Below are 11926 nucleotides of genomic sequence, written 5' to 3'. Positions count from 1 at the left end.
CGCGGGCGGACTGGACACCGGGCCCGGCACGCCGCTGGACGACGACGTGCTGGTGGTGCGCGGGGTCCCTCAGCTGCCGCTGCTGGCGCGGGTCGCGGCCGTCGTGTGCCACGCCGGGCACAACACCGTGTGCGAGGCGCTGTGGCACGGCGTACCGCTGGTCGTGGCGCCCATCCGCGACGACCAGCCCGTGGTCGCGGGGCAGGTGGTGGCCGCGGGGGCGGGCGTACGGGTGCGGTTCGGCCGGGTCACGGCGGCCGGTCTTGGCGAGGCCCTGGACGCCGTCCTGTACGAACCGGGCCATCGGGCGGCGGCCGAGCGCATCAGGGCGTCCTTCCGCGCGGCCGGCGGCGCCACCGCGGCCGCCGGCCACCTCGAACGGCTGGCAGCGCAGGCCGCCACCCGGCCACCTTCGCAGCCCTCATTGGAGGAGAGATGAGCAGCGGCGTCGAACCACCCACCGCGCCCGGCCCCGCCCCCGGCCCAGGTCAGGAGCAACGTCCGGCGGTAGCTGAGGGAGAGCCGAAGGGGCGCGAACCTGTCGGCACCGGCTTGAGCGCGCCGGAGGCGAACCGAACCCCGAAGAAGGGCGACCGCGCCGCGGCCGTCGCCGCGCTGCGCCCCCGCTACGCGGACGACTTCGCGCGCGGCACCGACCGGTTCTTCGAGCCGCCCCGGGCCGACTGCCCGTGGTGCGGCTCGGCCCGGCTGGAGGAGCGGCTGCGCACCACCGACCTCTTCCAGCACAAGCCGGGCGGCTTCCGGCTGGATCGGTGCCGGGACTGCGGCCATGTGTTCCAGAATCCGCGGCTGAGCGGCGAGGGCCTGGAGTTCTACTACCGGGACTTCTACGACGGCCTGGGCGAGAAGGACATGGGCGGTCTCTTCGCCGGGCGCCGGAAGAGGTACGTCAGGCGTGCGGAGTCGCTGCGGCCCTTCGCCGAGGCCCCGGGGAACTGGCTGGACGTCGGCACCGGGCACGGCCACTTCTGCGAGGCGGCCCGATCGGTCTTCCCCGGCACCCTCTTCGACGGGCTTGACCTGAGCGCCGGGGTGGAGCTGGCCGAGCGGGCGGGCCGGGTGACGCGGGGCATCCGGGGCGGCTTCGTCGAGCGGGTGACGGAACTGGCCGACGGGTACGACGTGGTGAGCATGTTCCACTATCTGGAGCACAGTACGGACCCCCGCGGGGAGCTGCGCGCGGCGCGGCACGCACTGCGCCCGGGCGGACATCTGCTGATCGATGTGCCCGATCCGGAGAGCCGCTTCTCCCGGCTGCTGGGCCGCTGGTGGCTGCCGTGGCTGCAGCCGCAGCACCTCCACTTCGTGCCCGTGGCCAATCTGCGCAAGGAGCTGTCCGGGCTCGGCTTCACCGTCGTCGCCGAGGAGCACGCCGGGCCGCACGACCCGGTCGATCTGGTCGGCGCGGTATGGCTGCTGCTGAACGCCGTCGCCCCGCCCGAGGACCAGCCCTGGCTGGCGCAGCCGCCGGGGCGGGCCCGGCGGCTGCTGCGTACGGCGATCGTGCTGGCGGGCGTCCCCGCCCTGCTGGTGACCGCCGCGCTGGACCACTTCCTGATCAGGCCGCTGGCCGGCCGGCGCCATCTGTCCAACGCCTACCGGGTGGTCGCCCGGCGCGACTGACCGGGCCTGGGAAGCCTCAACCGAGCGGACCCGCCGCGCCGTGGAGCAGTGGACGAAGACAACGGCGCGGCGGGGCGCGGCGTCAGCGCTGCTCGTAGCGGATGAGGGACCGCACCATGCGGCAGGTGGTGTTGGAGGGCGGGCGCACCCCGATCCGGGTGGCGGTGGTGCGTATCTTGCGGTTGGGCGCCTGCTCGGGGCGGTACACCCCGGAGTTGAGCAGGGCGATGGCCAGGCGCATGGCCTTCAGCCGGCGGTGGTGGGTCTCGTACCACTCGCGCGGACGTCCGGCGGGCACTCGTTTTGTCGGGAGGGTCGCATAGCTCGGCAGGTCCGGAAGAGGTGTGGCGGCAGCGGCCATCGGCTTCCTCCAAAGGAGGTCGGGGACCCTTGTTCTTGACCCCTCTATTCTACTGCCAGGCACCGACAAAAGCCCCTGGCCAAGGCCGGTTTGAACGGGGTGGCCGCCAGGTCCCGCAGGCCACGTTCGCAGCGTCCGCCGGGCGGCAGCGCCGTACCGCGGGAGGCGTACCCAAAACGGGCAGGATACTCCCCGGGGAGGGGCCCGGAATCCACCTGGTGTCAGCTGCCCTGTCCCCGAGGCCCGCTTAGGGTGCAGACATGATTCTGCGAAAAGCCCGGCTGCGCGGCCGACGGCTGGTGGTGTCGGCGGCAGCCGCGGTCGCCGTGCTCGCGGGTGCGGGCACCTGGGCGGCCGTGGCCGCTTCGTCCGATGGTCGCCCCTCCGTCCACCGCGAGGACCGGGTGCTGGACATGCCGGGTGCCCGCATCGACACCTCGTACTTCACCGCGGGCTCCGGCCGCAGGCCCGCGGTGCTGCTCGCCCATGGCTTCGGGGGCAGCAAGGACGATCTGCGGTCACAGGCCGAGGGGCTGGCCCGCGACGGATACGCCGTACTGACCTGGTCGGCGCGCGGCTTCGGCGCGTCCACGGGGAAGATCGGGCTGAACGACCCGGCCCACGAGGGCGCCGATGTCCAGCGGCTGATCGACTGGCTGGCCAAGCGGCCCGAGGTACGGCTCGACTCGGCCGGCGATCCCCGGGTGGGGGTGGCGGGCGCCTCGTACGGCGGGGCGGCCTCGCTGCTCGCCGCCGGGTACGACCGCCGCGTCGACGCCATCGCCCCAGCCATCACCTACTGGAACCTGGCCGACTCGCTCTTCCCCAAGGGTGTCTTCAAGAGCCTGTGGACAGGCATCTTCTTCACCACCGGCTCGGCGGACCCCACCGCCGGCCAGGCGCCCGGAGGCCAGGAAAACCAGGGAGGCCAGGCAGGCCGGAAGGACCGGAGCGGCCAGGGCTGCGGCCGGTTCGAGGCGCGGCTGTGCGCGATGTACGAGCGGGTCGCCGTGTCCGGTAAGCCGGACGACGCCGCCCGCCGGATGCTGGAGGCCCGCAGCCCGTCCGCCGTGGCCGACCGGATCAAGGTCCCGACGCTGATCCTCCAAGGCCAGACCGACTCGCTCTTCCCGCTCGACCAGTCGGACGCGATGGCCAAGGCCATCAAGGCCAACGGGGCGCCGGTCGCCGTCGACTGGCTCGCGGGCGGACACGACGGGGGCGACCTGGAGACCAAGCGCATCACGTCCCGTACCCGGGCGTGGTTCGACCGCTATCTCAAGGGCGACAAGGGCACCGACACCGGGCCGGCCTTCCGGATCACCCGCACCGGCGGGTTCGACTCCACCGACGGCGCCGCCCTGCTGCGCGGTGCGACGGGCGACAGCTATCCGGGGCTCACTGGCCACGGGCAGAGCGTGCGGCTGAGCGGCGGCGAGCAGTCGTTCGCCAACCCGCCCGGCGGCGGGCCGTCGGGCGTCTCCTCGGTGCCCGGTATCGCGGGTCTCTCCCAAGCCTCGTCCCTGGGTGTCGGGGTCTCCCTCGACTTCCCCGGGCAGTACGCCCGTTTCGACTCGGCGCCGCTGCGCCAATCGCTGCGCATCACCGGCTCGCCCACGGTCAAGGTACGGGTGAAGGCGGACGCGCCCGACGCGGTGCTGTTCGCCAAGGTGTACGACGTGGGGCCCGACGGAGCGCAGGTGCTGCCCGCGCAGTTGGTCTCCCCCGTGCGGGTCACCGGCGCCGAGCGGGGCCGGACCGTCGAACTGCGGCTGCCCGCCGTCGACCACGAGGTGGAGCCGGGCCACCGGCTGCGGCTGGTACTGGCCGCGACCGACCTCGGCTACGCCTCGCCTGCCGAGCCCGCCACGTACACCGTCTCCCTCGCGGACGGCGGCCTGACGGTACCCACCGCGCCGGACGTACGCACCCAGCCCGCCTCGCTGGCCTGGTGGGTGTGGGGGCTGCCGCTGGTGGCCGTCGTGGTGGCGGCGGCCCTGCTGCTGACCGGCAGGCGGCGCACGGCCGCCCCGGCGCCCGACCCCGAACTGGCCGAGGTGCCGCTGCGCATCACGGGGCTGAGCAAGCGGTACGCGAAGTCGGTCGACCGGTACGCGGTCAAGGACCTCTCGTTCACCGTGGAGAAGGGGCAGGTCCTCGGGCTGCTCGGGCCCAATGGCGCGGGCAAGACCACCACTTTGCGGATGCTGATGGGGCTGATCGCCCCCGACAGCGGTGAGATCCGCGTGTTCGGACACGCCATCAGGCCCGGCGCCTCGGTGCTCTCCCGCGTGGGCGCCTTCGTCGAAGGGGCGGGTTTTCTGCCGCATCTGACCGGCCGGGCCAACCTGGAGCTGTACTGGCGGGCCACCGGCCGCCCGGCCGAGGACGCCCATCTGGACGAGGCGCTGGAGATCGCGGGGCTCGGCGACGCGCTGGAGCGCGCGGTGCGCACGTACTCCCAGGGCATGCGCCAGCGGCTGGCCATCGCCCAGGCCATGCTGGGCCTGCCCGATCTGCTGATCCTGGACGAGCCGACCAACGGGCTCGACCCGCCGCAGATCCGCGAGATGCGCGAGGTGATGATCCGGTACGCGGCGGAAGGCCGCACCGTGATCGTCTCCAGCCATCTGCTCGCGGAGGTCGAGCAGTCCTGCACCCATCTGGTGGTCATGGACCGCGGCCGGCTCGTCGAGGCGGGCCCGGTCGAGGAGATCGCCGGCACCGGCAGCAGTCTGCTGGTCGGCCACGAGGGCGAGCTGAGCGACGCCCTGGTGGAGAAGGTGGGCGCGCTGCCGGGGGTCGCCTCCGCGGCGCGTACCAGCGACGGACTGCTGGTGCACCTCGACGGCACCGGCCCCGCGCAGCTGCTCACGGAGCTGATGCGGCTGGAGATCCCGGTGACCAGCTTCGGGCCCAACCGGCGCCTGGAAGACGCGTTCTTGACCCTGATCGGAGGAGAGGTCTCATGAGTTCCATGAGTTCTCTGGTGGAGGCGGCGCCCGGCCACCGTCCGGGCCGTACCCTGCCCCTGCGGGTCGAGGCGGTCCGGCAGCTGCGCCGGCGCCGGACCATGGTGATGGCGACGGTGCTGGCCGCGCTGCCGCTCGTACTCGTCGCGGCCTTCGCGCTGGGCGGCACCCCGGAAGGGCGCGAGAACCGGACCACGCTGATGGTCACCGCGACGGCCTCCGGGGCCAACTTCACCGCGACTGCGCTGTTTGTCTCGGCCGCCTTCCTGCTGGTCGTGCCGGTGGCGCTGTTCTGCGGGGACACCGTCGCGGCCGAGGCCAACTGGTCCTCGCTGCGCTATCTGCTGGCCGCGCCCGTACCCAGGACCCGGCTGCTGCTGAGCAAGCTCGCCGTGGCGCTGGGGTTCAGCGCGGCCGCGATCGTGCTGCTGCCGCTGGTGGCGTTGGTGGTGGGGACGGTGGCGTACGGCTGGGAGCCGCTGCGGCTCCCCACGGGCGGGTCGCTGGCCACGGGTGAGGCGCTGGGCCGGCTCGCCGTCGTGGTCGCGTATATCTTCCTGTCCCAACTGGTCACCGCGGCGCTGGCGTTCTGGCTCTCCACCGTCACCGACGCCCCGCTGGGCGCGGTCGGCGGGGCGGTCGGGCTGACCATCGTGGGCAATGTCCTGGACGCGGTCACCGCGCTCGGCTCCTGGCGCGACTTCCTGCCCGCGCACTGGCAGTTCGCCTGGCTCGACGCGCTCCAGCCGCATGCGGAGTGGAGCGGCATGGTGCAGGGCGTATCGGTGTCCGTCGCATACGCCGTGGTGCTGATCGCGCTGGCCTTCCGCGGGTTCAGCCGCAAGGACATCGTCTCCTGACGCACGGCCGGTTCCATTCCCGCCCGCGAGTGCTCCGGCGCGCCATGACATGCTGAGACGTTGTGGCGCGCCGGACGGGTCGGCGAACGTCCGGCGTGACAGGGAAGGTCCATGAGGCTCTGCTTTCTGGTGGAGGAGCACTACCGCTACGACGGCATGCCGTTGGAGGTGATCCGACAGCTCACCGCCTGGGGACACCGGGTGGACGTGGTGTGGCCGGGGAGCTCGTTGGTGAGCGTGTCGGACGCGGTCGGGACGGGCAGCCATGACGCCTGGGTGCTCAAAACGGTCTCCGGGGGCCCGGGCCTGACGTTGCTTGAGGCCGCGGCGGCCGTGGGGCTGACGACGGTCAATGACGCCCGGTCGATCCGCGGGGTGCGGGACAAGGTGCTGGCGGCGGCGATCGGCACCGCCCGGGGGCTGCCGATGCCGCGGACCTACGCGGCCGCCCGGCCCGAGTCGCTGGCGGAGATACCGGAGGCGGAGTTCCCGCTGGTGGTCAAGCCCGCCGACGGCAGCTCGGGGCGGGCGGTGCGGCTGGTGTCCTCCCCCGACCGGCTGGCCGGGCTGCGGGCGGAGCTGGCGGGGGAAGGGATGCTGATAGCCCAGCCCTATGTGGCCAACTCCGGGGTCGACCTCAAGGTGTACTGCGTGGGCGGTGAGCTGTACGCGACCGAGCGGAGCTCGCCGCTGCACCCCGAGGAGCCGGTGCGCGAGCGGCGGGTGGCGCTGTCCGCCGAGGTGGGCCGGATCGTCGCCGAGGCCGGGGCGGTCTACGGCCTGGATCTGTACGGCGTGGATGTGCTGCTGGGCCCGGACGGCCCGGTGATCGTCGATGTGAACGACTTCCCGAGCTTCCGTCAGGTGCCGGACGCGGCGGCACGGGTGGGGCGGGCCGTCCTGGAGCTGGCCCGCCGGGGCCCGAACGGGGCGGGTGCGGGGGCGACGGCCATGGTGCCCGCCCTGGCGCGGGCACGGGTGGCGGAACAGGTCCCCGCGAGGACCGGCGAGAGCCGATGAGGATCGGTCTGATCACCCGGGAGCCCGAGCATCCGCTGCTGGCCGCCACGACCGCGCTGCTGACGCCCCGGCATCGGGTGGTGGCGGTGGATCCGGGCGGCTGGGACGGCGCACCGGAAGATCCGGACTCCTTCGGGGCGCTCGCCGATGTCTATCTGCTGAAGGCGCACATGCCCTGCGCGCTCGGCCTGGCCCGCTACCTCGAGGAGCGTGGCGCTCCGGTGCTGAACGCGGTGGGGCCGACCGAGCTGTGCCAGGACCGGACGGCGATGGCCGACCTGGCGCTCCGGGCCGGGCTGCCCTTCGCGCACACCCGGACCGTACCGGCCCTCGCCCGGCTCAGCGGCGAAGAGCTCATATATCCGGTGGTGATCAAGAGCCGGCACAGCCGACGGCACGACCTGGTGGCCCGGGTCGACGACGCCGCCGGGCTGCGCGCCCTGTGCGGTATCTGGTCGGGCGAGCCGGTGGTGGTGCAGCCGTTCACCGAGAACAGCGGCTGGGACCACAAGCTGTGGGTGATCGGGGGCAGGGTCTTCGCGGCCGTACGCCGGTCGGAGCTGGCGGACCCCGACCGCGGCCCGGCGCGGTCGCTGGCGCCGGGGGATCTGCCGGACGGCTGGGCGCGGCTGGCGCTGCGGGTCGGCTCGGTCTTCGGACTGCGGGTGTACGGCGTGGATGTGATCGACGCGGGCGGCGGGGCGCCGCTGATCGTGGACATCAACGCCTTTCCGGGGATACGCGGCCAGGCCGGGGCCCCCGAGGCGCTGGCCGAGCTGGCGCTGCGCACCGCCGAGCGGGGCGCCCTCCCGGACAGCTGAGCCGCCCCGGACAGCTGAGCCGCCCCGGACGGCTGAGGCGTCCAGGACAGCTGAGCCATCGCGGATGGCCGAGCCATCGCGGGCGGATCCCGGCCCGGACGACCGTCCACGGATCCCGGCCCGGACCACGGCCCGGGGCCGATTGAGCGGGCCCGGGCCCGGGGATGATCCTGGAGAGGGGCCGTGGCGTCCGGGCCCCGGGCCCGGGCATTCGGACACGGCCCGGCGAGGCAGATGCCGATGCGCAAGGACGAATCCACGAGGTCCCACGGCGGGGCCGAGGAATTCGGGCATCAGCGGGCCGCACCGCTCTCGGCGGCGATCGAGGTCGATGCCCGCGGGTACGTCACGGCCTGGGGGCCCGATGCGGCGCGGCTGCTCGGGTATCAGCCCGGCGACATGCTGGGGCATCCGGCGCGGGACCTCCTCGCCGGGGATCTCCCCGCCTCGGCCCGGAGGTATCTGCGCGCGCAGCCGGGCGACGGCTGGAGCGGCCTGATCAAGGCCAGGCACCGGGGCGGGCACCGCGTACAGCTGGCGGTCCAGGCACATCCGCTGACCGACGCCCGCGGCGGGATCCGCTGGCTCGTGGTGGCGGGTACGGCAGCGGAGGCCCGGCCCGGCCCGGAGCCCGGCGATCCGGGGCGGTCCGAGGAGCAGCTGTCCGAGGAGGAGCGGCTGCTGGAGAACTGGACGCTGGCCCAGATGCCGATTCCCGTGGCGGTCTACAACACCCAGGCGCGGCTGGTGGGCGCGAACGTGGCCATGACCCGTCTCATGGGCCGGTCGGTGGCTCAGATGCGCGGGCTGCGCCTGCGCGAGATGGACCCCCGGCCCATCGTCCAGGAGCTCGACCGGCTCCAGGAGCAGGTCATCCGCACCGGAGAAGCAATCCGCCACGAGGGCTTCGACCCCTTGTCCGATGAGCCGAGCAAGCCCGCCTGGGCCGTCTATCTGATCCCCGTGAAGGACGCGGTCGGCGTGGTGCGGGGCCTGTCGGCGGTGGTTTTCGACTACAGCGAGCAGCACCGGGCCCGCCGCCGGCTGACGATCGTCAACGAGGCCAGCGTCCGGATCGGCACCACCTTGGACGTGAGCCGGACGGCGCAGGAGCTGGCGGATGTGGCGGTCGACCGGTTCGCCGACTTCGTCACCGTCGATCTGCTGGACGCGATCTACCACGGGCAGGAGCCGATGGTGAGCCCGGCGAGCCGGGCCGTGGACTTCCGCCGTATCGCGCAGCAGTCCGTTCTGGAGGGCTGCCCGGAGGCATCGCTGGTGGCCGGAGGCGCGGATTCCTGGCCGGAGTACTCGCCTCCCGCGCAGGCCCTGGCGGCGGGCCGCGGTGTGCGGCACTCGACCGGGGACGAGGAGATCCGGCGCTGGACCCAGGAGGTCCCCCGCCGTGGCGAGTCGGTGCGCCGGTACGGGATCCACTCGGTGATGACGGTGCCGCTGATCGCCCGGGGCACCACGCTGGGGGTGGCGATGTTCTACCGCCACCGGACGCGGGATCCGTTCGACGACGACGATCTGCTGCTGGCCGAGGAGATCACGGCGCGGGCCGCGGTGTGCGTGGACAACGCCCGCCACTACACGCGTGAGCGCGCCGTCTCGCTGGCCATCCAGCGCAGCATGCTGCCGCGCACGGGGATGCGGCAGGTGGCCGCGTCGATCGCCTCCCGCTACCTTCCGGCGCGCACCGCGGCGGGGGTCGGGGGCGACTGGTTCGACGTCATCAGGCTCTCGGGGGCCCGGATCGCCCTGGTCGTGGGCGATGTCGTGGGGCACGGGGTGCACGCCGTGGCGACCATGGGGCGGCTGCGGACCGCGGTTCGTACGCTCGCCGACATCGGTCTGCCCCCGGACGAGCTGCTCACCCACCTGGACGATCTGGTGCTCCGCCTGGACGAGGAGGAATTCCACACCGGCGATACCGAGCTGCGCCACCAGACGGGCGATCTCGTGGCCGAGGAGCGGAAGGAGAGCACCGGCGAGCTGGGCGCCACCTGCCTGTACGGGGTGTACGACCCGATCACCCGCACGGCCTCCTTTGCCAGCGCCGGCCATCCCGCGCCCGTCGTGGTCGCCCCCGGCGGTGTGGTCACGCTGCCGCGGGTGCCCCCGGGGCCGCCGCTGGGCGTGGGGGGCCTGCCGTTCGAGACCGTCGATCTGGAGCTCCCGGAGGACAGCATGCTCGTGCTGTACACGGACGGGCTGCTGCGGTCTGCCGCCCGCGACCCCGACGAGGGGCTGGCGCTGCTGTGCCGGGCGCTGGCCGGGCCGGCCGAGTCGGCCGAGCAGATGTGCCAGTCCGTACTGGACGTCCTCACCCCGGAGCGGGGCACTGACGACATCGCCCTGCTGATCGCCCGGACCCGCACCCTGGACGCCGGCAGCGTGGCCACCCGGGATGTGCCGGCCACCGCGGCGACCGTCGCCGAGGCGCGCCGGTGGACCTCCCGGCAGCTGACGGCCTGGGGGCTGGAGGAGGCGATCTTCACCACCGAGCTCGTGGTGAGCGAGCTGGTCACCAACGCCATCCGGCACGCCAGCAGCCCCATCCAGCTGCGGCTGATCCATGACGCCGGGCTGATCTGCGAGGTCTCCGACGCCAGCAGCACCGCCCCGCATATGCGCCGGGCCCGCAGTTTCGACGAGGGCGGGCGCGGGCTGCTGCTCGTCGCCCAGCTCACCCAGCGCTGGGGCACCCGGCAGACCCCGCACGGCAAGGTCATCTGGGCCGAGCAGAGCCTCCCGCCGAGCCGTGAGAACGGTGCCCTTTCGTTCTCCGCCTGAAATGCGAGCAGCCTCAGGCAGGGTTACGGCGTCTTCATGGGTAGAAGTTGAGACAGGGGGGCCGTTGTGAACTGCAGTCAGTGCGGAGCGCCGGTCATCCAGGGCCCCAGCGGCGGTTGGAGCTGTAACAACTGCGGGGCCTCGGGATGACCGGCGTCGAACGAAGACCGTCGTACCGCTTTACTTGGCGTACAGCAGGGTGCCGAAGCCCAGCTGGTCGAAGCCACCGCTCGTGGAGCCGTAGTCTCCACCGCCGCCCTCGGGGCGGACCTTCTCCGCCATGGCCGTGATGTACGGCACGGACAGGCCCCGGCGCCTGGCGTAGTGGTAGTGCAGGATGTCCCACACCGGCCGGAGCTGGCCGCGGCTCGCGGAGGAGATCACGGTGTGGGACTGCTGGGCGCAGTTCTGGCCGGTGCCCCAGGTGTAGGTGGTGAAGGGGACGTCCTGGCCGAGGTTGTACTTGGCGACGTACTGGGCGGCCTTCATGAAGCGGTTGCTGTCGTAGCCGTACAGGTCCTCGCCCTGGGACCAGGCCATCTCGCAGAAGGCGCCCATCTGGCCCATGCCCATCATGGTGTGGCCCTGGTCGCGGCCGGACTCCTGCCACTGGGCGAGGCCCTGGCTGTCGTACAGGAACGGGACGGCGTGCTTGATCGATCCGTTGCCCGCGCCGTTCTTGAAGTAGTTGACGGCCTGGTCGTACTTGGCCCCGTCATCGCACAGGATGCCGATGGCCAGGATCGAGTTCATGTTGCACAGGTCCCAGTTGGCCCAGTAGTTGGTGATACAGGCGTCGTTGTGACCGGTGAGGAACTGGTTGTTCAGCGGGTAGAAGACGTTGAGCATCATCCTCTTGAACCGGTCGAGGTCGAAGCCGGAGTAGCCCCGCATCAGCTCGGCGGCGTTGGCGAACTGGTAGCCGTAGATCCCGGCGGCCAGGAACCGGTCGGCGTTTCCGGTGACCGTGGTGAGCGTGGCGGACCAGGCGTTGAGGATGTCGCGGGCGGTGTCGCCGTGGGCGGTGGTCCCGGCGATCTTCCAGCGCAGGGCGTTCTGGTAGGCGGCGTGGATGTCGTTGTAGAGGATGCCGTAGTTCTCGCCGGTGCCGCCGCGGACGATGGTGGCCTGCGGGTTGGCCTTCCAGCCCGACTGGGCGTGCGAGTTGGCGATCAGTCGGTTCCAGCCGGACAGCCACGGGTCGTTCCCCGCGGCCACCCGTACCTTGGCCCGGTTGAGCTCGCCGTAGGCGTGCAGCATGCCCGGGTGGGTGAAGGTGGCCGGGGCGGCGCCGGCGGAGCCCGCGGTGACGGCGGTGGTGATACCGCCCGCGGCGCCCGCGAGGGCGAGCCCTCCGGCGGCCTTCAGCACTCCGCGGCGGCTGAGCTTGTGTGTGTTCTCGCGGCTCATCGAGAAGTCACTCCCATCGTGGGGGGGGTGGTCGTGGGG

General features: G+C 72.7%; 9 protein-coding genes. 7 read left to right on the top strand and 2 right to left on the bottom strand.

The features are described 5' to 3' along the window. The coding region (locus tag CCN51_RS13975) for a glycosyltransferase (protein ID WP_281262462.1) at nt 1-439 on the top strand (439 nt) is incomplete at its 5' end. Further along, nucleotides 436-1644, top strand: coding sequence for a class I SAM-dependent methyltransferase (locus CCN51_RS13970; RefSeq protein WP_014173584.1), 1209 nt, complete (start codon nt 436-438; stop codon nt 1642-1644). The genes CCN51_RS13975 and CCN51_RS13970, both read left to right, overlap by 4 nt. Nucleotides 1645-1726: 82 nt before the next feature. Here CCN51_RS13970 and CCN51_RS13965 read toward each other — a convergent pair whose 3' ends face one another. Continuing rightward, nucleotides 1727-2005 (bottom strand): hypothetical protein, encoded by a 279-nt coding sequence (locus tag CCN51_RS13965; RefSeq protein WP_043486134.1) that lies wholly within the window; start codon nt 2003-2005, stop codon nt 1727-1729. A gap of 260 nt (nt 2006-2265) precedes the next feature. Here CCN51_RS13965 and CCN51_RS13960 point away from each other — a divergent pair, with 260 nt between their 5' ends. The 5 genes from CCN51_RS13960 (at nt 2266) to CCN51_RS13940 (ending at nt 10477) form a co-directional block, all read left to right on the top strand. Beyond that, nucleotides 2266-4977 (top strand): alpha/beta fold hydrolase, encoded by a 2712-nt coding sequence (locus CCN51_RS13960; protein ID WP_014173586.1) that lies wholly within the window; start codon nt 2266-2268, stop codon nt 4975-4977. 5 nt (nt 4978-4982) lie between these two features. Then, nucleotides 4983-5837, top strand: a complete 855-nt coding sequence (locus CCN51_RS13955) for an ABC transporter permease (RefSeq protein WP_405385156.1) — start codon at nt 4983-4985, stop codon at nt 5835-5837. 111 nt (nt 5838-5948) lie between these two features. Beyond that, entirely contained in the window at nt 5949-6857 is a 909-nt protein-coding gene (locus CCN51_RS13950; protein ID WP_043486139.1) for an ATP-grasp domain-containing protein, read from the top strand. Continuing rightward, nucleotides 6854-7678 (top strand): ATP-grasp domain-containing protein, encoded by an 825-nt coding sequence (locus CCN51_RS13945; protein WP_014173589.1) that lies wholly within the window; start codon nt 6854-6856, stop codon nt 7676-7678. Before CCN51_RS13950 ends, CCN51_RS13945 begins: the two co-directional genes overlap by 4 nt. Nucleotides 7679-7912: 234 nt before the next feature. Beyond that, nucleotides 7913-10477: a SpoIIE family protein phosphatase gene (locus CCN51_RS13940; RefSeq protein WP_014173590.1), complete on the top strand. Its 2565-nt coding sequence runs from the start codon at nt 7913-7915 to the stop codon at nt 10475-10477. A gap of 180 nt (nt 10478-10657) precedes the next feature. Here CCN51_RS13940 and CCN51_RS13935 read toward each other — a convergent pair whose 3' ends face one another. Beyond that, nucleotides 10658-11887, bottom strand: a complete 1230-nt coding sequence (locus CCN51_RS13935; RefSeq protein ID WP_014173591.1) for an alginate lyase family protein — start codon at nt 11885-11887, stop codon at nt 10658-10660. Nucleotides 11888-11926: the final 39 nt, after the last annotated feature.

Source organism: Streptomyces milbemycinicus (assembly GCF_002154605.1).
GTDB lineage: Bacteria > Actinomycetota > Actinomycetes > Streptomycetales > Streptomycetaceae > Streptomyces > Streptomyces milbemycinicus.
Note: the sequence above shows the minus strand (reverse complement) of the source record. Positions and strands in the feature narration are given on the sequence as shown.